We start from the raw sequence: 22,042 nt of genomic DNA on the forward strand, positions 1-22,042 counted from the left end.
GGAAGGACCTGCAATGCGACGTAGATGGCGTTGGATACTGGCTCTGCTGATCGCCATCGTGATGGCTGCGGTCCTGACCATCTGGCTGCTGCTGCGCGGCAGCCTGGCCGATCTTGACGGCGAACATGCCCTGCCCGGGCTGGCCGCCCCGGTCAGCGTCGAACGCGATGCGCTGGGGGTGGTCACCATCATCGCCGGCAGCCAGGCCGATGCGATGCGCGCCCTGGGCCATGTGCATGCGCAGGAACGCTATTTCGAAATGGACCTGATGCGCCGCAGTGCCGCCGGTGAACTGTCGGCGCTGTTCGGCCCGGTGGCCATCGACACCGACAAGCGCATGCGCGTACACCGCCTGCGCGCACGCACCGAGGCCCATCTGGAGCAGGCGCTGGGCGCCGAGCCGCAGGTCGTGCAGGCCTATGTGGCCGGGGTCAACGAAGGCCTGGCCGATCTTTCCGTGCGGCCATGGGCCTACCTGCTGCTGCGGCAATCGCCGCAGCCGTGGAAGGCCAGCGACAGCGTGCTGGCCGGGCTGGCCATGTATGCCGACCTGCAGGACCCGGGCAACCAGAACGAACTGGCGCTGGCAAGGATCCGCGAGGTGGTGCCGCCGGCGCTGTACGCGCTGCTGGCACACGACGGCAGCGCGTGGGATGCACCGCTGCAGGGCGAACCGCGCGGCGATGCCGTGCTGCCGGACTCCACGCAGCTGGACCTGCATGCGCTTGCCGGCGTGCCCGCAGCGCCCGCCGAAGAGACCGACGCGGTCGGCAGCAACAACTTTGCCGTGGCCGGCACACTGACTGCCGATGGCCGTGCCATCGTCGCCGACGACATGCACCTGGGCCTGCGTGCGCCCAGCCTGTGGTTCCGCGTGCGCCTGCGCTACCCGGACCCGAAGGCGCCCGGCGGCCAGGTCGATGTCAGCGGCTTTTCGCTGCCGGGCGTGCCGGCGGTGATCGTCGGCAGCAACGGGCACGTGGCCTGGGGCTTCACCAACAGCTACATCGATACCGCCGATTTCCGCCGCGAAGCCGCCAACGCGGCGGTGACCGTGCACGAAGAACACATCGCCGTGGCGGGCCAGGCCGATGTGGTGTTGCCGGTGCACGAAACCGCCTGGGGCCCGATCCTGCACACCCATGCCGACGGCAGCGGTGATGCCCTGCGCTGGGTTGCCCACCTGCCCGGCGCGGTGCGCATGGATTTCGCCGGGATGGCCCGCGCCGGTGACCTCGACCAGGCGCTGAAGACCGCCGACCACGCCGGCATTCCCGCGCAGAACCTGGTCATCGGCGATCGCAGCGGGCGCATCGCCTGGCGCTTGATCGGCGCACGGCCGGACCGTGGGCCCGGTTGCGTGCCGCAGGGCTTCAATACGCTGCAGAACAGCGCCGACTGCGCGCCGTGGCCGATCCGCAGCGATGCCGCACCGGCCCTGGTCGATCCGCCCGGACAGCGGCTGTGGACCGCCAACAGCCGCGTGGTCGACGATGCCACGCTGGCCGTGGTGGGTAATGCCGGCTACGACCTGGGCGCGCGCGGGCAGCAGATCCGCAATCTGCTGGCCACTCAGGAACGCTTCGATGAACACGACCTGCTGGCGATCCAGCTCGACGACCGCGCGGTGTTCCTGCAGCGCTGGTGGGTGCTGCTGCAGGAAACCGCCGCGCACAGCGATGACCCGTCATTGAAGCGTTTGGCGGCCGCCAGCGAACACTGGGACGTGCGTGCCTCGGCCAATTCAACCAGCTACCGCATCGTGCGCGGCTTCCGCGGCAAGGTGCTGGACGCGGTGGAAAGCGCACTGCTGGCGCCGGCCAAGGCGCGCCTGGGCGATGACTACCTGCCGCCTCGCCTTGCCCAGCTGGAGGGCGTGGTCTGGCCGATGCTGGAGCAGCGCCCGGCCAACCTGCTGCCGCCCGGGGTGGACAGCTGGGACGCGCTGCTGGCCAACGCGGCGCGTGAACTGGACGCCGACCTGGGTAAGCAGGGGCCGCTGCAGCAGCGCACCTGGGGCGAGCGCAACGTGGCCGACATCTGCCATCCCATCGCCCGCGCCCTGCCCGCCTTCAGCCGCCGCTGGCTGTGCATGCCGGCCGATCAACTGCCCGGCGACCGCGACATGCCGCGCGTGCAAGGCCCGAGCTTCGGCGCCTCGCAGCGCATGGTGGTGTCGCCCGGCCACGAGGCCGACGGCATCGTGCACATGCCCGGTGGCCAGAGCGGCCATCCGCTGTCACCTTACTGGGGTGCCGGCCACGAGGACTGGGTGCACGGCCGCCCGACCCCGTTCCTGCCCGGCAAGGCGCAGCATGTGATGACGCTGGTGCCAGCGAGGTAAATGTAGAGCCGAGCCCATGCTCGGCTGCCTTTTGTGTGAAGCCGAGCGTAGGCTCGGCTCTACAGCACGGTCAGAGCTAGTGCCGGGCCATGCCCGGCGCTACCGGATCAGCCCTTGCGCCGCTCGATGAAGTTCAACAGCGGCCCGGTCATCGCCGTGGTCACCAGCGCCATGATCACCAGCACGGCGAACAGGCGGTCGCCCAGCAGGCCCATTTCGTAGCCCAGGTTGAGCACGATCAGTTCCATCAGGCCGCGGGTGTTCATCAGCGCACCCAGGCGCCAGGCTTCGCGGTTGTCCATGCCGGTGCTGCGCGCCGCACTCCAGGTGCCCAGCAGCTTGCCGACCGTGGCCACCGCGATCACCACCACGCACAGCAGGATGTCGCTGGTCTGCAGTGCATCGGCACGCATGCGCAGGCCGGTCATGGCGAAGAACAGCGGCAGCAGCAGGGTCGCGGCGAAGGGTTCGACCTTGGCCACCAGCAGGTTGCGCAGCTGTTCGTTGGACGACACCGCCACGCCGGCGGCGAACGCACCGAACAGCGCATGGATGCCCAGCACTTCCGTCACCAGCGCGCTGGCCAGCGACAGCAGCAGGATGCCCAGCAGCCAGCGCCCCTCGCGGCCGGGGGCGATCTGCTGGCGCGCGAACCAGGGCTTCACCGCGCCCAGCATCAGCGCGATGAACAGCACCACGCAGACCAGGTTGATGCTGGCCGACAGCCAGCCGGTGGCCTGCGCGGCCGCTACGATCAGCGCCAGCATGCACCACGCCGTGGCGTCACCCAGCGCCGCACAGGCGATGGAGGTCTGCCCCAGCGGGGTCTGCGTGATCCCACGGTCGGCCAGGATGCGCAGCAGCACCGGGAAAGCGGTGATGCTCATGGAAATGCCGACGAACAGCGCGAAGGCCGTGAAGCCCACGCCCTGCGGGCCGTGTTCGGGGAACAGCCAGATCGCCATTGCCACGCCCATCACAAAGGGCACGGCGATGCCGGCATGGCTGACCGTGAAGGCGAATCTGCGCCGCCCGCGCAGCGCGCCCAGGTCCAGTTCGGCACCGGCCACCAGCAGGAACATCAGCACGCCCAGCTGGCTGAGCATGCCCAGCGGCCCCAGCGAACTGGCCGGGAACAGCGCCCCGTGCAGCTGGGGCAGCAGGCTGCCCAGCACCAGCGGGCCCATCATCAGGCCGGCGGCCATTTCGCCGATCACCGCCGGCTGGCCGAAATGCTTCAGCAACGCGCCGGCGCCCTTGGCCACCACCAGCAGCACCAGCAGCTGCAGCAGGAACAGGCCCAGCGGCGATGCCAGGTGATGCGCCCAGTCACTGCCGACCACGGCCTCGGCCTTGGCCGCCATCGAGGGCACGCCCGGCCCGGCATAGCGCGCCAGCGCCAGGCCCACCAGCAACGGAACCGCGGCCCAGGCCAGGTAGCGCCAACCCCACTTCATCGGCGGCACGCTGCCTCCGGTCTGTACGTCCATGAACATTCCCCAATGTGCAGGGGGCCGATGATACGTCCTTCTTCGCGCGCCCGCCGGGCACGGCCCGGCGCTACCCTTCCCTGGCTGCGCCCGACCTTGCCCGGCGGAATCATTCTTCGGTAGCGCCGGGCCATGCCCGGCGGAAACATCAGGCCAGGGCCTGCTCGTGCACCCCGGCAATGGCACGGCCGGAAGGATCGGCGGCGGCGGCGAAGCTGGCGTCCCAGGCAATGGCGGCCGGCGAGGAACAGGCGATCGACTTGCCGCCCGGCACGGTCTCGGCGGCTGCACGGCTCGGGAAGAACTGCTCGAACAGGTGGCGGTAGTAGTACGCCTCCTTGGTCTGCGGCGGGTTGTGCGGGAAGCGCTTGTCGGCCGCCGCCAGGACGCGGTCGCTCACCTGCGCTTCGGCATGTGCCTTCAGGCCATCGATCCAGCCGTACCCCACGCCATCACTGAACTGCTCCTTCTGCCGCCACAGGATGCTGTCCGGCAGGTAGCCATCGAAGGCTTCGCGCAGCACGGCCTTTTCGATGCGGCGGCCACCGAAGCCGGCGCCGACCATCTTGTGCGCGGCATCGAACCGCATGGCCACGTCCAGGAACTCGCGGTCCAGGAACGGCACGCGCGGCTCCACGCCCCAGGCCATCATCGACTTGTTGGCGCGCAGGCAGTCGTAGTTGTGCAGGGCGTCGAGCTTGCGCACCAGCTCCTGGTGGAACTCGCGCGCATCCGGCGCCTTGTGGAAGTACAGGTAGCCGCCGAAGATCTCGTCGCTGCCCTCGCCGGACAGCACCATCTTCACGCCCATCGCCTTGATCCGGCGTGCCAGCAGGAACATCGGGGTGGACGCGCGGATGGTGGTCACATCGTAGGTCTCGATGTGGCGGATCACTTCCGGCAGCACGTCCAGGCCTTCCTCGAAGGTGTACTCGAACCCGTGGTGCACAGTGCCCAGCGCTTCGGCGGCCACCGCCGCGGCAGCCAGGTCCGGCGAACCCTTCAGGCCGATGGCGAACGAGTGCAGGCGCGGCCACCAGGCTTCGCTCTGCCCGCCATCCTCGATGCGGCGGCGGGCATAGCGCGCGGCCACCGCCGCCACCAGCGATGAATCCAGCCCGCCGGACAACAGTACGCCATACGGCACATCGCTCATCAGCTGGCGCTCGACGGCGTGTTCGAAGGCCAGCCGCAGTTCGGCCAGGTCGGCCTGGCGGCCCTGCACATCGGCGTAGTCGCGCCAGGACTGCTGGTAGTAGCGCACCAGTTCGCCGCTGGCGCTGTCGTAGTAATGGCCGGGCGGGAACTGCGCGACATCGGCGCAGGAGTCGACCAGCGCCTTCATTTCCGAGGCCACCCGCAGGCGCCCCTGCGCATCGTGGCCCCAGTACAGCGGCACCACCCCGATCGGATCGCGCGCAACCAGCACCCGGCCGGCATCACGGTCCCACAGCGCGAAGGCGAAGATGCCGTTGAGCTGTTCGAGCCACTGCGCCGGTGCAGTGCCCTGCCGGTACAGCGCGTTGATCACTTCGCAGTCCGAACCGGTCTGGAAGTCGTAGGCCTTGGTCAGCGCGGCCTTCAAGGCCTGGTGGTTGTAGATCTCACCGTTGACCGCCAGCGCGAGCTGGCCATCGGCCGACAGCAGCGGCTGCGAGCCGCCGGCCGGATCGACAATGGCCAGGCGTTCATGGACCAGCAGCGCGCCTTCGTCCAGATACACGCCGCTCCAGTCCGGGCCGCGGTGGCGCTGGCGCTGCGACAGTTCCAGCGCATGGCGGCGCAGGGCGGGAAGATCGTCGCCGGCCTGCAGGCCGAAGATTCCAAAGATCGAACACATGGGTGGCGCTCCTGTTGTGGGGGTTACACGAGGGGAAGGTGTTCGACCGGCCAACCAGGCCCGGGTGGGGCTGCGCCCGGGCACAAAAAAACCCGCATCGGCCGATGCGGGTTTTCTGGTGTCCGGGCGTTTGTTGCTGTCTATCTACCCAGGGCGCAGTCCCGCATCGGCCGCGCACGATTATTCGTGCGCAGATTATTGCGGTTGCTGTTGTTGACGGCGGGGGCCAGGCGGATCGACATGGACCGACCGTATCGCGGTTTCCGGCGCCGTGCAACAGTTGCGTCGGCAACCACGCCTGCAGCGCATAATGGCCCGCCCTGAACCGTGTAACAGGAATGCAACACCGCACTGGACGCACCGCACCGCTGGCCGCCCTGCTCTGCCTGGCACTGACCGGCTGCCAGACCCTGCCCCCGCCGTCCATGCTGCCACTGGCCCAGCAGCAGGCACTGCAACAACGCGGAACCGACGGCAGCTTCGAAGGTGCCTGGGACACCGCAGAAACCTTCGAGCGCTTCAACGACCCACGCGCCATCGCCTATTACGAACGCGCCGCGGCGATCACCCCTTGGACCTTCCACAACGCCAAGGCCGAACGAGCGCTGGGGCGCATCTGGACCGACGGCGCGCTGCGCCATGCCGACAGCCCGCACATCAACCCGGCACCGGTGCTGCGCGCCTCATGGCGACGCGGCGAACGCGCGTACCTGGCGGCGGCCAACCACGGCAATCCCTACGCGTTCCAGGAACTGGCCAACGCCTACCGCAATCGCGGCGACGCGCAACAGGCACTGCGCTGGGATCTGCGCGGAATGATCTACCAGCGTTACGCCAGTTCATCGTCGCACCTGCCCGGTGCGGTGGCCGCACAGGGCGGCAGCGTGCATCCGCGGGTTGCCTACATCCAGCGCCGTGCGCAGCGCGGTGATGCCGAAGCGCAGGTGGATCTGGGCGCACTGCTGGAAAAGGGCGTGGGGCTGCCACGCGATCCGGCGCGGGCGCTGCAGCTGTACCAGCGCGCCGGTGAGCAGGGCAATGTGTTCGGCCAGTACTTCGCCGGGCTGTTGCTGGGCCGCAGTGCGCCGGGCGTGGAAAAGGACACCGAAGCGGCGGCGCGCTGGTTCGCCCGGGCCGAAGCGCAGCGCTTCTACATGGCAGCACCCAGCTACTGGGAAAAAGCCATCAAGCCGCCGTTCTTCAATTTTTCAGAATGACCGCAACCGCCGCCCGGCATGGCCCGGCGCCATGCCTCACGCCAGCAGGCGTTCCACCAGCCGCTGGTACAGCCCCGGCAGTGCTTCCAGTTCATCCACGCGCACGTTCTCGTCCACCTGGTGGATGCTGGCATTGACCGGCCCCACTTCGATGCACTGCGCGCCCAGCGGCGCGATGAAGCGCGCATCGGACGTGCCACCACCGGTGCTTTCTTCCGGCGCACGGCCGATGTGCTCGGCCAGCACCGCACGCGCCGCCGCGCGCAGCGGGCCTTCCGGGGTGTAGAACGGTTCGCCGCTGCGGTGCCACTTCAGGGTGTACTGCAGGCCGTGCCGCTCGAGCAGCCCGTTGATCTCCGCTTCCAGCTTCGGCGCATCCCAGTGCGGGTTGTAGCGGATGTTGAAATCCACCTCCAGCTCACCGGGAATCACGTTGTTGGCGCCGGTACCGGCATGGATGTTGGAGATCTGCAGGCTGGTCGGCGGGAAGCTCTCGTAGCCGTCGTCCCAGCGCCGCGCGCTCAGTTCGGCCAGGGCCGGCGCCGCCTGGTGGATCGGATTGCGTGCCTTTTCCGGGTAGGCCACGTGGCCCTGCACACCCTGCACGCGCAGCTTGGCCGACAGGCTGCCGCGGCGGCCCACGCGCAGCAGGTCGCCCAGGGTCGCGGTGGACGACGGTTCGCCGGTGATGCACCAGTCGATGCGCTGGCCACGCTCGGCAAACAGTCGCGCGACGTGGCGCACGCCATCGATGGCATCGCCTTCCTCATCGCTGGTCAGCAGCACCGCCAACGTACCGGCATGGCCCGGATGGGCCGCGACGAACTGCTCGGCCGCAACCACGAAGGCGGCCACGCTGCCTTTCATGTCCGCCGTGCCGCGGCCATACAGCACCCCATCACGGATCTGCGGGGTGAACGGATCGCTCTGCCACGCCTCGCGCGGGCCCGGGGGTACCACATCGGTATGGCCCAGCAGGACCAGTACCGGCGCACCGCTGCCATGGGTGGCCCACAGGTTGTCGACCTCGCCCAGACGCAGGTGTTCGCACTGGAAACCGGCCTGCTGCAGGCGCGCGGCCAGCAGCGCCTGGCAGCCGGCATCGTCGGGGGTGACCGACGGCCGCGCGATCAGGTCACAGGCCAGGTCGAGGACCGCGCTCATGCGCCGCTCACGCCGAAACGTGCCTTGAAGCCGTTGTCACTGAAGCCCTGGCTGACCGTGCCATCGGCGGTGACCACCAGCGGGCGCTTGATCAGCTGCGGGTACTCGCGCAGCAGCAGCTTCCATTCCGCCTCTGAATCGGCCGCCTTGCGGTTGTCGGGCAGCTGCCGCCAGGTGGTGGAGGACTTGTTGACCATCGCCGCCAGCCCGCCCAGCTGCGCAGCCCATTCCAGCAGCGTTTCCGGGCTGGGCTTGTTGTCGCGGTAGTCGACGAAGGTGTACGGCACGCCGAAGCGGTCCAGCCACTTGGTCGCCTTCTTGCAGGTATCGCAGTTCTTCAAACCGTAGACGGTGGTGCTCATGGCCATCTGTAGTGCAGGAAAACAGAGGGCCAGAATCTCACAACAGGCGCTCGGACACGACCCGGAACGGCACGCGTGGCAGCCGCAGCACCAGCCCCTCCTGCAGGTTCACGCCCATCGCCTGCAGCCGGGGGCAATACGGGCGGCCCTCCAGCTGCAGGGGCTGCAGGCTGACGATGTCCACCGGCAGTTCGATACGGGTGCTGGCCCAGCGTTGGTCGCAGGTGCGGGCAATGGCCTCGTCCTGGCAGGTCAGGAAACCCAGCAGGGCCTGCGGGCCTCCGAATGCTGCGGCCCAGCCGGGGTCGATGCCAGAGCCGGCCGCGCGCCACTGCAGGTGCAGGGCCGGGGCACTGCCCTGCCCCCCTTCGATCACGGTGTGGCCGCTGCCATCGGTGTGCACCACGTGGTCGAAGCGCGTGGAAAGATGCGGCTGCATGGCATCGCTGAAGGCACGCGCGCCAGCCACGAAGGCCAGCTGGTCCATCACGTTGCGGTCGAACAGCACTACTGGCGTTCCCTGCGGATCGTCATCGCGGCGCAGGTACCAGCGCCAGTTGCTCTGCCGGGGCGAAGGCATCAGCGCGCGCAGCGAGCCGGCGATACGTGGCCCGAAGTGGCCATGCCGGTAGCTGAGGATGGTGTACGGGGTGCGACCGCCCTGGACCACGTAGTGATGCCCCGGCGGTGGCAGCGGTGCGTGCCGCACGTCCACCCACCAGGTCGCGTAGACCACATCGCGGACATCACTGACCAGCTGCGGCATCGGCCAGCGCCGCGACAGTGCGCGGCGCAGCCGGGTCCAGCCGGGGGCATGCAGCAGGCGCGGCAGCATCCGTCCGGACAGGGTGTTGGACGGATGCCGGTAGATCGCCGACGGCACCAGGTCCTCCGGCGCAGTCACCTTCAGTCGGCCAGGCCGCGCAGCAGGTCGTTCACGCTGGTCTTGCTGCGGGTACGGGCATCCACCTGCTTGACGATCACCGCGCAGTACAGCGAGTGGGTGCCGTCCTTGCTCGGCAGCGAGCCGGACACCACCACGCTGTACGGCGGGATGTAGCCGTAGGTGATTTCGCCGGTGGCGCGGTTGTAGATGCGGGTGCTCTGGCTGAGGAACACGCCCATGCCGATCACGCTGTGGTGGCCGACCACCACGCCTTCCACCACTTCCGAACGCGCACCGATGAAGCAGTGGTCTTCGATGATGGTCGGGCTGGCCTGCAGCGGTTCCAGCACGCCGCCGATGCCGGCGCCGCCGGACAGGTGGCAGTGCTGGCCGATCTGCGCACAGGAGCCCACGGTGGCCCAGGTATCGACCATGGTGCCTTCGCCCACATAGGCGCCGATGTTGGTGAAGCTCGGCATCAGCACCACGTCCTTGCCGAAGTACGTGCCGCGGCGGGCGATCGCACCCGGCACCACGCGCACGCCAGCGCGGCGGAACTTCGCTTCGTCATAACCGGCAAAGCGCGATTCGACCTTGTCCCAGAACGGCGCCGGGCGTGCGTCGACCACGGCCATGTCGTTCACACGGAAGTACAGCAGCACCGCCTTCTTCAGCCACTCGTTGACCTTCCAGCCGCCCTGGCCGTCCGGTTCGGCGACACGGAATTCGCCGCTTTCCAGGCCATCGATCACGCGGTTGACCAGCGGGCGGGTGGAACCTTCCAGTTCGTGCAGGGTGAGCGTGGCGCGGCGCTCGAACGCGCTTTCAATGCCGAACTTCAGCTCTTCCACGCCCGGCACCGACGGCTTGCGCAGCGACTTGCGGGCGATGGTTTCGGCGCGTGCGGCTTCGGCACTCTTGGCCGGGGCCTTCTTCGCGACCGGCTTCTTCGCAACAGCGGCCTTCTTCACCGGCGCCTTGGCCGGCGCGGCCTTCTTCGGTGCGGCAGTCTTTTTCGCCGCTGCGCTCTTGGCGGTCGCAGCAGTCTTCTTCACAGGCTTGGTGGCCATCAGGTGGGGTCTCCGGCGTTTCGATCAGGGTCCAGGCAGGCCAGCATTGCGTCATGCAGCTGCTGCCGGGCGGGTTCGGTCAGGGGGAGGTCGTGTTCGTCACTGATCACGAAAGTGTCTTCGGCGCGCTCGCCGAACGTGGCAATGCGCGCATCATGCACGCGCAGGCCCTGGTTGCGCAGCACGAACGCCACGTCGGCCAGCAGGCCGGGGCGGTCGGGGGCGACCAGGGCGAATCGGGTCGCGCCGGGTTCATCGCGGAACTCGATGCGCGGGGCGAAACGGAAGTGGCGCAGCTGCCGCGGCACGACCCGGCGCGAAGGGCGCAGGCGGGTCAGATCGCCACTGAGCGCTTCGCGCAGGGCCGCTTCCAGGTTGGCGCTGCTGCCATCGGCAAAGGTATCGGCCGGGCTGACTTCGAAGGTATCGAAGATGGTGTCCGACGGGCCGTCCAGCACGCGCGCACGATGGATGCCGTAGCCCTTGCGGTCCAGGGTCATCACGATCGCGGCGAACAGGCCATCGCGGTCCGGCGAATGCACGAACACTTCCAGCGCGGGGTCGTCCACGCTGATCCGGCGCACCTTCACCAGGGTGTGGCCCTGCTTGACCGGCACCAGCGCCGAGGCCTGCCAGGCCAGCTGTTCCGGACGCAGGCGCATGAAGCCTTCATCGGGCATCACCGCGAACTGGCGGTCGATGGTGGCATCGTCGTAGCCCTGCTCGCGCACCAGCGCGCGCACGCTGTCACGCGCCTCGGCCACGCGCTCGGCGGCCGGCACCGGGTGCTCCAGGCCCTCGCGCAGTGCGCGGCGGGTGGCGAAGTACAGGTCGGCCAGCAGCCGGTCTTTCCACGCATTCCACAGCTTGGGGCTGGTGCCGGCAATATCGGCGCAGGTCAGCAGATACAGGTAGTCCAGGCGGTCGCGGCTGCCAACCAGGGTGGCGAAGCGGTGGATCACCACCGGATCGGCGATGTCCTGCTTCTGCGCGGTCACCGACATGCGCAGGTGCTGCTCGACCAGCCAGGCCACCAGGTCGGTATCCGAGCCGCTCAGCGCATGCGCGTGGCAGAACGCGCGCGCGTCCACCGCGCCCAGTTCGGAATGGTCGCCGCCGCGGCCCTTGGCAATGTCATGGAACAGGCCTGCAAGCAGCAGCAGTTCCGGCTTGCGCAGGCGCGGCCAGACTTCATGGGCGATCGAGAAGCGTTCGTCGGCACGGCTGCTGGCGAACAGGCCGATGTTGCGCAGGACCATCAGCGTGTGCTGGTCGACCGTGTACACATGGAACAGGTCGAACTGCATGCGCCCACTGACCTGGGCAAATGCAGGAATCCACTGCCCCAGCACGCCCAGCCGCGCCATGCGCGAAAGCGTATCGACCGGGCGCTGGCCCCGCAGCAGGGCCAGGAACTGCTCGCGTGCGTTGCTGTCGGCCTGGTCATAGGCCGGCAGCAGCGGCAGCGACTCGGCCAGCGCGCGTGCGGTCAGCGAATGCAGGCCGCGCACCTGCGGGTTGTTGGCCCAGCCGGCGAACAGCGCGAACACCTGGCCGATATCGCCGCGCGGCCACTCCGGCTCGTTGGCGGCCAGGTAACCACGGCGCAGGGAAAAACCCACGGTCAGCGGCTCCGGCTGCGCTTCGCCGTCGAACTGTTCCTCGAAGCGCTGCAGCAGTCGGTCGCTGATACGGCGCACCACCAGGGCGGCGCGGTAGAAGCCCTGCATCATCTTTTCGACGCCCAGGTTCTCGGCGTCGTCTTCGAAGCCCAGGCGCGCGGCCAGGGTCTTCTGGTAATCGAAACGCAGGCGCTCTTCCGGGCGCCGCGCCACCAGGTGCAGGCCGAAGCGCAGCCGCGCCAGCACGGCACGCTCGCGCTTCAGGGCAGCCGCTTCGTCAGCGCCCAGGTGGCCCAGCCCGACCAGCGCTTCCAGGTCGCGCACGCCGAAGGCGCGCAGCGCCATCCAGCCCAGCGTGTTGAGATCGCGCAGGCCGCCGGGGCCATCCTTCAGGTCCGGCTCCAGGTTGTCGGCGGTATCGCCGAACCGCTGGTGGCGGTTGCGCAGCTCTTCCAGCTTGGCCAGGAAGAAGGCGCGCGCCGGCCACAGTTCACGGTCGTCGACCGCCGCGCGCAGCGCGCGGCGTGCGGCGTCGTCGGCCAGGATCGGCCGCGCTTCGATCAGTGCGGTCAGCACGGTCTGGTCGGTGGCCGCTTCACGGGTCTGCGCCGCAGACCGTACCGCGTGGCTGACCGCCAGCCCGCAATCCCACAGCAGGGCAAACAGCCGCGAAAGCGCAGGCTCGTGTGCCAGCTGCGCGGGCGCATCGCCGAACACCAGCAGGTCGATGTCCGAACGCGGGAACAGTTCACCGCGCCCGTAGCCCCCTACTGCGAACAGCGACAGGCCGCTGTCGGCCGGCAGGCAGCGCTGCCAGGCCAGGCGGATCAGATGATCGGCCGCGCGTGCGCGCAGCGCGATCAGCCGTTCGATGTTGTCGCCCTGGTCGAAACGCCGGTACAGGCGCGCATCGGCCTGCTGCAGCGCCTGCCGTGCGGCAGACGCCCATTCGGGATCGTCAAGCGAATCGGCCGGCGCGTCCAGCAGTGAACCCGCCGGCAGCATCGTCAGGAGACCTGCGATTCGCCCGGCGACAGGGTCAGCACGTCCACGCCGGTCTCGGTGACCGCGATCATGTGCTCCCACTGCGCCGACAGCTTGCGGTCCTTGGTCACCACGGTCCAGCCATCGGGCAGCACCTTGTTGTAGCGGGTGCCCTCGTTGATCATCGGCTCGATGGTGAAGGTCATGCCCGGCTGCAGCACCAGGCCCTGGCCCGGGCGGCCGTAATGCACCACCTGCGGTTCATCGTGGTAGACCTTGCCGATGCCGTGGCCGCAGTACTCGCGCACCACGCTGAAACGCTCGCCTTCGGCATAGCTCTGGATGGCATGGCCGATGTCGCCCAGGGTCGCACCCGGGCGCACTGCGCGGATGCCGCGCCACATCGCCTCATAGGTGGCTTCCACCAGGCGGCGGGCCATCACCGACGGCGTGCCGACGAAGTACATGCGGCTGGTGTCGCCGTGCCAGCCATCCTTGATGACGGTGACATCGATGTTGATGATGTCGCCATCCTTCAGGACCTTCCCCTCGCTGGGAATGCCGTGGCAGATGACATTGTTGACCGAGGTGCACACGCTCTTGGGGAAGCCGCGGTAGCCGACGTTGGCCGGCGTGGCGCCCTGCACGTTCACGATGTGGTCGTGGCAGATGCGGTCCAGCTCCTCGGTGGTGACACCGGGCTTGACGTGGGGGGTGACGATGTCGAGCACTTCGCTGGCCAGGCGGCCGGCGATGCGCATCGCCTCGATTTCCTGCGGGGTTTTCAGATTCACGCTCATGGCCGCCATTATCGCCGATCCGCATGCAATCTGAACGAACGCCACCCAACTGGCCGTCCAGGTCATGCACATATCCGGCAAGGACCGTGAAAGCGTGACCGACCGCGCTCTTTTGCGGCCACAAATATCACTGAATACAGACACTTGGCTCGGGAAGCTGGGATCGACCGTCCTCAAAGCGGCGCAGAACGTGCCGCCCTCGCCCCGTTCAACAGACCTTCGGGTCAGGGAGGTTGTCCATGCGATCCGCCGTTCGTTTCCCGCTGGCCGGGGCTTTGGCCCTGGCGCTGGCCGGCCCGGCCGCCGCAGCCGATACGACCACGTTCAATGTCACCCTGATCATCACCAAGGCCTGCACGATCACCGCCGCAGCCGCCACCAACGTGGACTTCGGCACCGCCGCCTCGACCACCGCCACCCCCACCCTGGGCCAGGGCACGGTGACCGCGCAGTGCTCGGCGCTGACCCCCTACACGATCTCGCTGAATGCCGGCGCCAATGCCGGCACCGCCAACGACGTGACCACCCGCCGCATGAAGAACACCGATACCACGGTGACCGCCAACAACTTCGTCGGCTACCAGCTCTACCGCGATGCCGCACGCAGCCTGGTCTGGGGCGCCACGTCAGGCACCAACACCCAGGCCGGCATCGGCACGGGCCTGAACCAGCCGTACATCGTCTACGGCCAGATCGCCAACCTGAGCACCAACAACGCTGCGGCCGGTAACTATCTGGACACGGTCACCGCCACGATCACCTATTGATGGGGCGGCACCGGATGATCCTGCCCCGCCCGTGGCGCGCCACCGGGGTGGCGCTGCTGCTCTGCCTTGCCCTGGCGGCCGACGCGCTGGCCGCGACGAGCATGCAGATCGCGCCCACCAGCCTGCAGATGGAACCACGCCAGCGTGCGGCCGAACTCTGGCTGACCAACAGCGGCACCGCACCGGTGAAGCTGCAGGTGCGGGTGTTCCGCTGGACCCAGCAGGAGGGTGAGGAACAACTGCTGCCCACCACCGATCTGATGGCCACCCCACCCATGCATGAACTGGCCGCCGGCCAGCAGCAGCTGGTGCGGGTGATGCGCGCCGATCCGCAGGCGCCGGCCAGCCAGCAGTACTACCGGCTGATCGTGGACGAAGTGCCGGACCTGGCCACCCGCGCCAGCGGCATGCAGTTCGTGCTGCGCTATTCCATCCCGGTGTTCATCCAGCCGGGCGGCGGCGGCAAGCTGGCCCCGCAGCTGCAGGCCCGGCTGCTACGCCTGGACGATGGCCGCAACGGGGTGGAAGTGCGCAACACCGGCAACAGCTACGCGCAGATTGCCGACCTGGCACTGGGCACGGTCGAGCGCCCGCGCATCATCCACCCGGGCCTGCTGGGCTACGTACTGCCCGGCCAGGTGATGCGCTGGCCGCTGGAACGCATCGCGACCAGCGGCGACAACGACCTGATCACGGCCAAGCTCAATGGCGAGTCCGAGCAGACACCGCTGCCGACGCCACCGGCTCGCTGAGGCCCTGGTGAGCGCGCTGCTGGGTGCGGCCCTGGATCCCGCGGCAAGCCTTGCCGCCGATGTTTCCGGGGTTTCGGCCGATGCCGTCCTGCCCCCGCCCACCCCGCTCACCGCCAACCAGACGCTGTATCTGGATGTCACACTGAACAGCACCTCGCGCGGCCTGCTGCCCTTCATCCAGACCGGCGGCCGCCTGCAGGCCAGTGCCGACGTGCTGCGTCAGCTGGGCTTCGACGCACGCGGCCAGGCGCCGGTGTACCTGGACCAGATCGCCGGTGTGGTGGTGCGCTACGACGCGCAGCTGCAGACCTTGGCGTTGGACGTGCCGCTGGACCAGCTGACCCTGCCCACCACCGTGCTCAGCCGGCCGCAGGTGCGCGCACCTGCGGGAAAGGCGTCACCAGGGGTCCTGCTGAACTACGACCTGTACGGCAGCCACGTGGATGAACTGGGCAACGTGAGCCTGACCACAGAGCTGCGCGTGTTCGGGCTGGGCAGCGGCACCTTTGAAAACACTGCCATCAGCCGCCGCTACCAGCAGGCCGAAGACCGCCACTGGCGCGGCGAAAGCGTGCGCCTGGATACGCGCTGGACGCTGGACTTCCCCGAGCAGGCCCTGACCCTGGAAGTGGGTGATTTCTACAGCGGCTACGTCGACTGGTCGCGGCCGGTGCGCCTGGGCGGCCTGCAGATCGGCCGCAACTATGGCCTGCAGCCCTACCGGGTCCTGACGCCTACCCCGTCCTTCCTCGGCCAGGCCGTGGTGCCTTCCACGGTCGAGCTTTATGTGGACGGGCTGCGCCAGTACAGCGGCCAGGTGCCGATCGGCCCCTTCCAGCTTTCGGCGCAGCCCGGCATCAGCGGCACCGGCAGCGCGCAGGTGGTGGTGACCGATGCCTTCGGCCGCATGCAGACCCTGGATTTCAGCTTCTACGGCACCCAGCAGCTGCTGGCCAAAGGCCTGTCGGACTGGTCGCTGGGCGTGGGCCGGCTGCGTGAGGACTTCGGCGAACGCTCCTTCGAATACGACGGCCGCACCGTGGCCACCGCCAACTGGCGCGGCGGCATCAGCGACCGGTTCACCGGCGAAGTGCATGCCGAGGGCGGTGGTGGCCTGGCCCTGGCCGGCCTGGGCGGCTGGTGGCAGCTGGGCAGCGCGGGCGTGTTCAATCTGGCCTACGCCAACAGCCGCTACCAGGGGCTGCAGGGCGGCCAGTGGGCGCTGGGCTACAGCTGGAACAACCGCCGCTTCAACGTCAACCTGCGCAGCGTGCGCAGCCATGGCCAATACCGCGACCTGGGCGCCCTGCAGGGCAATCTGCCACCGGACATCAGCGAACAGGCCACGCTGGGCGTGGACCTGCTGAAACTGGGCACGCTCAGCACCAGCTACCTGCGCCTGCGCTATCCCGACGGCCAGGACAACCGCTATGCCAGCCTGTTCTGGTCGCGCAGCTGGAGCCCGCGCTGGTCGGCCTACCTGTCGGTCAACCAGAACCTGGACCGGGGCGAAGACCGCAGCATCTACCTGTCGCTGACCGCCAGCCTGGGCAACAACCGCCAGGCCAGCCTGTCTTCCCAGCGCAATGGCGATGCGCAGAGCTGGGTGGCCGATGTCACCCAGCCGGTCCCGGGCGACGGCAGTGCCGGCGGCATCGGCTGGCGCGCGCAGGTGCGCCAGGGCGACGACGGTACCGGCGGGCTGGCCGAGGTCGGCATCCTCAATGAGCTGGGCCGCTATTCCTTCGGGGCCTCACGGCAGGGCGGCAGCACCTTCGCCTACGGCAGCGCCAGCGGCAGCGTGGTCTGGATGGGCGGCCACACCTTCGCCACCCGCGAGGTGTCCGATGCGTTCGCCGTGGTCAGCACCAGTGGCGTGGGCGGCGTGCCGGTGCGGCTGGAAAACCGCCTGATCGGCGTGACCGATGATCGCGGCCTGCTGCTGGTCAGCCCGCTGATGTCCTGGCAGCGCAACCGCGTTTCGATCGATACGCTGGACCTGCCCGCGGACATGCGCGCCGACCGTATCGAGGACTGGGTGACCCCACGCCAGCGCGCCGGCACCGGGGTAACCTTCACGCTGCGCGCGCGCCCCTCGCTGATGCTGGCCCTGCAGGACATGCAGGGCCAGCCGCTGGACGCCGGCAGCGAAGTGCGGCTGCCCGATGGCCGCCAGGCCACGGTCGGCTACGACGGCCTGCTGTATCTGGAAGACGTCGCCGCCGGCACGGTGCTGTACATCACCACCAGCCAGGGCCAGTGCCGCAGCCGGGTGCCCGCACAGCCGCAGGTGGTGGCCAGCGGCGCGCAGGCGCAACCGGTGCCATTGCGGTGCGTGCCGGAGGTGGCGCCATGACCGCAGGCCCCTTCACCGCACGCCACCTGCTGCTGGCCCTGCTGCTGGCCGCCGGCCTGCTGATGATGGCGCCGGCACGGGCCGCGGCCGTATGCACCGCCGTGGCCAACCCCACCCTGCCGTTCGGCAACGTCAACAGTGGCGCTGCCGGCCCGACCACGGCCACCCTGAACATCAACGTGACCTGCAGTACCGCGGCACTGAGCCTGCTGGCCACCACCGGCGTGCGCGTCTGCGTGGGCATCGGCCCCGGCAGCGGCGGCAGCACGCCCAGCTGGCGGACGATGACCACCAGCACCAGTGACAGCATGAACTTCCAGATCTACAACAACGCCAGCTTCAGCCAGGTCACCGGCCTGGTACCGCATGGCACGCCGCCGGCACAGGAACTGACCATGTCCTACAACGTGCCCCTGCTGACCGGCGGCAGCGGCGTACAGACCACGCAGTTGTTCGCACAGATCCCGGCTGGCCAGGTGCTGGCCTCCGGCGCCTACAGCAGCACATTCAGCGGCGCCAACGTGGTGCTGACCTGGGCCTGGAACGAAGTGCTGCTGGGCACTGCCACGGTGCCTGCCACCTGCACCAGCGGCACCGGTACCGCCACGGCCAGTGCGGCCTTCAGCGTGACCGCCACCGCCAACGTGCTGCCGCAATGCGGCAGCTATGTCACCACCAACATGAACTTCGGCAACGTCACTGGCGGCATCTCCAGCAACATCGACCAGACCGCCACCCTCAGCCTCAGCTGCCTGAAGAACACCGCCTACCAGGTCGGCCTGAGCAACGGCCTGAACAACCCCACGGCCACCAGCACCCGGCGCATGAGCACGACCATCGGCGGCAGCAGCTATTACCTGACCTACGAGCTGTACCGGGATGCCGCGCGCAGCCAGCGCTGGGGCAGCACGCTGGCCGTCGACACCGCCAGCGGAACCGGCACCGGCAGCACCCAGCAATGGACGATCTACGGCCGCGTGCCGCCGGTGACCGGCCAGCCGCCAGCGGGCACGTACAACGATGTGATCACGGTGACGATCACCTATTAGCGTTCCCTAGCATCGAGCTTGCAGGACCGCGCCTTCGTAGAGTCGAGCTTGCTCGACTGCGCCTTCCGTAGAGTCGAGCTTGCTCGACTGCGCCTTCCGTAGAGTCGAGCTTGCTCGACTGCGCCTTCCGTAGAGTCGAGCTTGCTCGACTGCCGGGCAAGTCGAGCAAGCTCGACTCTACGCATGGGGTGCGGTCGAGCACGGCTCGACGCTACAGATCCACCACGCCCGGCCGATACCGCCCACAGGGTTTTCCAGCAGGGCAGATGGCCGGTGCAACGCGCATTACTGATGACAGCCATGCTGATGGCCAGCCTGCCAGCCCTGGCCGAACCGGTGGCCACACCGCTGCAGATCCGCCTGGTGGTGGTCGAGGGCTGCGCCACCCTGCCGGGCAGCAACGCGCCCTGCCCGGTGCCCGCCCAGTACAGCGATGCGGCCGCCCTGCCTGCGCAGGTGCGCGAACTGGCACCGGCGGCCGAAGACGAAAGCGGCCACGCCCTGCCCGAGCCGCCCACGGTCTACTACTGATGCCACACCCATGGCTGACCGGCCTGCTGGCCCTGCTGCTGGCCTTCCCCGCCGCTGCGCTGGACCTGCTGCCGACCACCCTGCAACTGCCCGCCACGGGCGGCCACACCGAGTTGTGGCTGCACAACCCCGGCCCCACCCCGTGGCACGGCCGCGTGCAGGTCTGGGCCTGGGACCAGCAGCCCGGCGCCGAGCGTCTGCAGGCCAGCGACCAGATCCTGACCAGCCCGACCGTGATCGCCCTGCCCCCCGGCGCCCGGCAACGGGTCTGGATCCTGCCGCGCATACCCGCACCGGTGGCCGCCGAACAGGCCTACCGCCTGCTGCTGACCCCCGACGACCGCCGGCAGCCACGCTATTCCCTCCCGCTGTTCCGCGGCGGCGACACACGTGGAGAGCACCCCGAGCTGTGGGTGGCCCCCCCGGCCGATCCGTCGCAGCCTGTGCTGGGACTGCATAATGACGGGGCGCGCCATGCCCGCCTGAGCGAACTGGTCTACGAGGACGCGCGCGGCCGGGCCAGCCTGCTGCTGCCCGGCCTGGCCGGCTATGTCCTGGCCGCCCGGCAGCGCAACTGGGCGCTGCCGGTACGTGCCGACGGCTACGCCGGGGGGCGTTTCCTGGCCCGCCTGCAGGACGGGCGCCAGGTCATCCTGCAGGCACGTACCCCGCCAATTGCAGCCGGCGCCCCTACCGGGCTATAATCGACTGGATGTCCTGCCGCCCTGTGCGCGGAACACCGTCCACGCCGTACGTCATCGGCGAATCCACACCTGCTGCCCCCATCCGTGCCGGGGTGCTCCGCAAGGAGTTCGGCCACGGAGGCAGCAGGGAAGCCAAACCCCGGAACCATCAGCGTTTCCACGCGTCCCGCATACCTATCCCGCGGGCGGATTCGCCGGTTCCCCATCAGGAGTATTGCAATGCCCCAGGTCACCATGCGTCAGATGCTGGAAGCCGGCGTCCACTTCGGCCACCAGACCCGCTACTGGAACCCCAAGATGGCTCCGTACATCTTCGGCGCCCGCGGCAAGATCCACATCATCAACCTGGAAAAGACCGTCCCGCTGTTCAACGACGCGATGAACTTCATCTCGTCGGTTGCCCAGAAGCGCGGCACCGTCCTGTTCCTGGGCACCAAGCGCAGCGCCCGCGAAACCATCCGTGAAGAAGCCGAGCGTTGCGGCATGCCGTTCATGAACCAGCGTTGGCTGGGCGGCACCCTGACCAACTTCCGTACCGTCAAGCAGTCGGTTGCCCGCCTGAAGGAACTGGAAGCCGGTGAAACCGACGGCACCTTCGAGAAGCTGGTCAAGCACGAAGTGCTGGGCCTGCGTCGCGAGCGCGACAAGCTGGAAGCCTCGCTGGGCGGCATCAAGGAAATGAACCGTCTGCCGGACGCCATCTTCGTGATCGACATCGGCCACGAAGACATCGCGATCAAGGAAGCCAAGAAGCTGGGCATCCCGGTCATCGCCGTGGTTGACACCAACTACAACCCGGAACTGGTCGACTACGCGATCCCGGGCAACGACGACGCCATCCGCGCTGTGCAGCTGTACGCCCGCGCCGCTGCCGACGCCGTGCTGGAAGGCAAGGCTGCTGCTCCGCACGCTGCTTCGGTGCGTGAAGAAGAGTTCGCCGACGCCGCTGCTGCTGAAGGCGAAGAAAAGGCTGCCCGCCGCGCTCCGGCGAAGAAGGCTGCCAAGAAGGGCGACGACGCCCAGGCCTGATCCAGGCCCCCGGGGTGGACGCCCGGCGTCCACCCTCCCTGCGCGCAGCCTTGGGCGCGTGACAGGACCGTGTCACACGGGCCGGCCACCATGCCGGCCCTACCCCTTTCTTTCGTGAGGTAATCCCGTGGAAATCACTGCTTCCCTGGTCAAGGAACTGCGCGAGCGCACCGGCGCCGGCATGATGGAATGCAAGAAGGCGCTGACCGAAGCCGGCGGCGACATCAACGCCGCTGCTGAAGCCCTGCGCAAGTCGGGCGCCGCCAAGGCCGACAAGAAGGCTGACCGCGTGGCCGCCGAAGGCCGTCTGGGCCTGGCCCAGGATGGCGGCAAGGCCGTGCTGGTCGAGATCAACTCGGAAACCGATTTCGTTGCCAACGACGTCAACTTCAAGTCCTTCGTCGACGCCGTCGCCGCTGCCGCCCTGGCATCGGGCGCCGCTGACGCCGAAGCCCTGAAGACCGCCAAGCTGGCCTCCGGCGAAACCGTCGAAGAAGCCCGCGCCACCGCGATCCAGAAGCTGGGTGAAAACATCCAGATCCGTCGCCTGGTCAAGGTCGACACCACCGGCAACGTCGGTGCCTACGTCCACACCAACGGCAAGGTCGGCGTGCTGGTTGACCTGATCGGCGGCGACGTCGAGCTGGCCCGCGGCCTGGCCATGCACGTGGCTGCGCTGAAGCCGCCGCACAACAAGGCAGGCGACGTGCCGGCCGAGTTCGTGGAAAAGGAAAAGGAAATCGAACTGGCCAAGATGTCCGAGAAGGACAAGTCCAAGCCGGCCGACATCCTGGAAAAGATCATCAGCGGCAAGATCAACAAGATCGTCAGCGAAGTGACCCTGTACGGCCAGACCTACGTTCTGGGCGACACCACGGTCGAGCAGGTGGTCAAGGCCGCTGGCGCCGACGTGGCTGGCTTCCAGCTGCTGGTCGTCGGCGAAGGCATCGAGAAGGTGGTGGAAGACTACGCCGCCGAAGTTGCCAAGGCGATGCAGGTCTGATTCCAGCCTTCCGGCTGTGAACGACCAGAAGGAGCCGCGGGAAACCGCGGCTCTTTTTTCATGTCTGGAGCA

18 protein-coding genes are annotated in these 22,042 nt (G+C 68.5%); 10 read left to right on the forward strand and 8 right to left on the reverse strand.

Annotation, left to right across the window (positions count from 1 at the left end):
- The first annotated feature begins 13 nt into the window (after positions 1 to 13).
- Positions 14 to 2,344, forward strand: a complete 2,331-nt coding sequence (locus ACM2ZB_RS07855) for a penicillin acylase family protein (protein ID WP_416058060.1) — start codon at positions 14 to 16, stop codon at positions 2,342 to 2,344.
- 107 nt (positions 2,345 to 2,451) lie between these two features.
- On the opposite strand, the gene ACM2ZB_RS07860 is transcribed toward ACM2ZB_RS07855, so the two are convergent.
- Together ACM2ZB_RS07860 and asnB are read right to left on the reverse strand one after the other, a co-directional pair.
- Positions 2,452 to 3,840 carry a cation:proton antiporter gene (locus ACM2ZB_RS07860; RefSeq protein WP_416058061.1) on the reverse strand — a complete coding sequence of 463 codons (1,389 nt, stop codon included), beginning with the start codon at positions 3,838 to 3,840 and terminating at the stop codon, positions 2,452 to 2,454.
- Between the two features lie 142 nt (positions 3,841 to 3,982).
- On the reverse strand, positions 3,983 to 5,674 hold the full coding sequence (gene asnB / locus ACM2ZB_RS07865) for an asparagine synthase B (RefSeq protein ID WP_416058062.1): 1,692 nt from the start codon (positions 5,672 to 5,674) through the stop codon (positions 3,983 to 3,985).
- Between the two features lie 338 nt (positions 5,675 to 6,012).
- Here asnB and ACM2ZB_RS07870 point away from each other — a divergent pair, with 338 nt between their 5' ends.
- Positions 6,013 to 6,891: a tetratricopeptide repeat protein gene (locus ACM2ZB_RS07870; RefSeq protein WP_416058063.1), complete on the forward strand. Its 879-nt coding sequence runs from the start codon at positions 6,013 to 6,015 to the stop codon at positions 6,889 to 6,891.
- Between the two features lie 36 nt (positions 6,892 to 6,927).
- Here ACM2ZB_RS07870 and dapE read toward each other — a convergent pair whose 3' ends face one another.
- From dapE to map, 6 genes are read right to left on the reverse strand one after another with little or no spacing between them, the layout of a single operon-like run.
- Complete coding sequence (gene dapE, locus ACM2ZB_RS07875) at positions 6,928 to 8,055, reverse strand: succinyl-diaminopimelate desuccinylase (protein WP_313438774.1); 1,128 nt, start codon at positions 8,053 to 8,055, stop codon at positions 6,928 to 6,930.
- Positions 8,052 to 8,423, reverse strand: coding sequence for an arsenate reductase (locus ACM2ZB_RS07880; protein WP_416058064.1), 372 nt, complete (start codon positions 8,421 to 8,423; stop codon positions 8,052 to 8,054). The genes dapE and ACM2ZB_RS07880 overlap by 4 nt, the downstream gene beginning before the upstream one ends.
- A 31-nt stretch (positions 8,424 to 8,454) precedes the next feature.
- A complete protein-coding gene (locus ACM2ZB_RS07885) occupies positions 8,455 to 9,321 on the reverse strand; it encodes a hypothetical protein (protein WP_416058065.1) in 867 nt (288 codons plus the stop codon).
- Between the two features lie 2 nt (positions 9,322 to 9,323).
- Entirely contained in the window at positions 9,324 to 10,373 is a 1,050-nt protein-coding gene (dapD, locus tag ACM2ZB_RS07890) for a 2,3,4,5-tetrahydropyridine-2,6-dicarboxylate N-succinyltransferase (RefSeq protein ID WP_416058066.1), read from the reverse strand.
- Positions 10,373 to 13,000 (reverse strand): [protein-PII] uridylyltransferase, encoded by a 2,628-nt coding sequence (locus ACM2ZB_RS07895; RefSeq protein WP_313438786.1) that lies wholly within the window; start codon positions 12,998 to 13,000, stop codon positions 10,373 to 10,375. The genes dapD and ACM2ZB_RS07895 overlap by 1 nt, the downstream gene beginning before the upstream one ends.
- Positions 13,001 to 13,002: 2 nt before the next feature.
- The gene (gene map / locus ACM2ZB_RS07900; protein WP_416058067.1) at positions 13,003 to 13,845 is read right to left on the reverse strand and encodes a type I methionyl aminopeptidase; all 843 of its coding nucleotides are present in this window, start codon (positions 13,843 to 13,845) and stop codon (positions 13,003 to 13,005) included.
- 173 nt (positions 13,846 to 14,018) lie between these two features.
- Between map and ACM2ZB_RS07905 the strand changes: the two genes are divergently transcribed.
- The 8 genes from ACM2ZB_RS07905 to tsf all read left to right on the forward strand — a co-directional run bounded on the left by ACM2ZB_RS07905 (position 14,019) and on the right by tsf (position 21,970).
- Positions 14,019 to 14,546 (forward strand): spore coat U domain-containing protein, encoded by a 528-nt coding sequence (locus ACM2ZB_RS07905; RefSeq protein WP_416058068.1) that lies wholly within the window; start codon positions 14,019 to 14,021, stop codon positions 14,544 to 14,546.
- 14 nt (positions 14,547 to 14,560) lie between these two features.
- Positions 14,561 to 15,298: a molecular chaperone gene (locus ACM2ZB_RS07910; RefSeq protein WP_416058069.1), complete on the forward strand. Its 738-nt coding sequence runs from the start codon at positions 14,561 to 14,563 to the stop codon at positions 15,296 to 15,298.
- Positions 15,252 to 17,654, forward strand: a complete 2,403-nt coding sequence (locus ACM2ZB_RS07915; protein ID WP_416058070.1) for a fimbria/pilus outer membrane usher protein — start codon at positions 15,252 to 15,254, stop codon at positions 17,652 to 17,654. The genes ACM2ZB_RS07910 and ACM2ZB_RS07915 overlap by 47 nt, the downstream gene beginning before the upstream one ends.
- Positions 17,651 to 18,703 carry a spore coat U domain-containing protein gene (locus ACM2ZB_RS07920; protein WP_416058071.1) on the forward strand — a complete coding sequence of 351 codons (1,053 nt, stop codon included), beginning with the start codon at positions 17,651 to 17,653 and terminating at the stop codon, positions 18,701 to 18,703. Before ACM2ZB_RS07915 ends, ACM2ZB_RS07920 begins: the two co-directional genes overlap by 4 nt.
- A gap of 291 nt (positions 18,704 to 18,994) precedes the next feature.
- Positions 18,995 to 19,234 (forward strand): hypothetical protein, encoded by a 240-nt coding sequence (locus ACM2ZB_RS07925; protein ID WP_416058072.1) that lies wholly within the window; start codon positions 18,995 to 18,997, stop codon positions 19,232 to 19,234.
- Positions 19,234 to 19,938, forward strand: coding sequence for a molecular chaperone (locus ACM2ZB_RS07930; protein ID WP_416058073.1), 705 nt, complete (start codon positions 19,234 to 19,236; stop codon positions 19,936 to 19,938). Before ACM2ZB_RS07925 ends, ACM2ZB_RS07930 begins: the two co-directional genes overlap by 1 nt.
- Before the next feature lie 219 nt (positions 19,939 to 20,157).
- A complete protein-coding gene (rpsB, locus tag ACM2ZB_RS07935) occupies positions 20,158 to 20,967 on the forward strand; it encodes a 30S ribosomal protein S2 (protein ID WP_313438806.1) in 810 nt (269 codons plus the stop codon).
- Positions 20,968 to 21,094: 127 nt separating this feature from the next.
- Complete coding sequence (gene tsf, locus ACM2ZB_RS07940; RefSeq protein WP_313438809.1) at positions 21,095 to 21,970, forward strand: translation elongation factor Ts; 876 nt, start codon at positions 21,095 to 21,097, stop codon at positions 21,968 to 21,970.
- Positions 21,971 to 22,042 lie beyond the last annotated feature (72 nt).

The sequence above is a fragment of the Stenotrophomonas maltophilia genome, from assembly GCF_047782825.1.
Taxonomy (GTDB): Bacteria; Pseudomonadota; Gammaproteobacteria; order Xanthomonadales; family Xanthomonadaceae; genus Stenotrophomonas.

Coding starts and splice junctions, on each gene's coding strand:
- ACM2ZB_RS07855 (WP_416058060.1), top strand. CDS start 14: ATGCGACGTAGATGGCGTTGGATACTGGCTCTGCTGATCGCCATCGTG.
- ACM2ZB_RS07860 (WP_416058061.1), bottom strand. CDS start 3,840: ATGTTCATGGACGTACAGACCGGAGGCAGCGTGCCGCCGATGAAGTGG.
- asnB (WP_416058062.1), bottom strand. CDS start 5,674: ATGTGTTCGATCTTTGGAATCTTCGGCCTGCAGGCCGGCGACGATCTT.
- ACM2ZB_RS07870 (WP_416058063.1), top strand. CDS start 6,013: ATGCAACACCGCACTGGACGCACCGCACCGCTGGCCGCCCTGCTCTGC.
- dapE (WP_313438774.1), bottom strand. CDS start 8,055: ATGAGCGCGGTCCTCGACCTGGCCTGTGACCTGATCGCGCGGCCGTCG.
- ACM2ZB_RS07880 (WP_416058064.1), bottom strand. CDS start 8,423: ATGGCCATGAGCACCACCGTCTACGGTTTGAAGAACTGCGATACCTGC.
- dapD (WP_416058066.1), bottom strand. CDS start 10,373: ATGGCCACCAAGCCTGTGAAGAAGACTGCTGCGACCGCCAAGAGCGCA.
- ACM2ZB_RS07895 (WP_313438786.1), bottom strand. CDS start 13,000: ATGCTGCCGGCGGGTTCACTGCTGGACGCGCCGGCCGATTCGCTTGAC.
- map (WP_416058067.1), bottom strand. CDS start 13,845: ATGACCTGGACGGCCAGTTGGGTGGCGTTCGTTCAGATTGCATGCGGA.
- ACM2ZB_RS07905 (WP_416058068.1), top strand. CDS start 14,019: ATGCGATCCGCCGTTCGTTTCCCGCTGGCCGGGGCTTTGGCCCTGGCG.
- ACM2ZB_RS07910 (WP_416058069.1), top strand. CDS start 14,561: ATGATCCTGCCCCGCCCGTGGCGCGCCACCGGGGTGGCGCTGCTGCTC.
- ACM2ZB_RS07915 (WP_416058070.1), top strand. CDS start 15,252: ATGGCGAGTCCGAGCAGACACCGCTGCCGACGCCACCGGCTCGCTGAG.
- ACM2ZB_RS07920 (WP_416058071.1), top strand. CDS start 17,651: ATGACCGCAGGCCCCTTCACCGCACGCCACCTGCTGCTGGCCCTGCTG.
- ACM2ZB_RS07925 (WP_416058072.1), top strand. CDS start 18,995: ATGACAGCCATGCTGATGGCCAGCCTGCCAGCCCTGGCCGAACCGGTG.
- ACM2ZB_RS07930 (WP_416058073.1), top strand. CDS start 19,234: ATGCCACACCCATGGCTGACCGGCCTGCTGGCCCTGCTGCTGGCCTTC.
- rpsB (WP_313438806.1), top strand. CDS start 20,158: ATGCCCCAGGTCACCATGCGTCAGATGCTGGAAGCCGGCGTCCACTTC.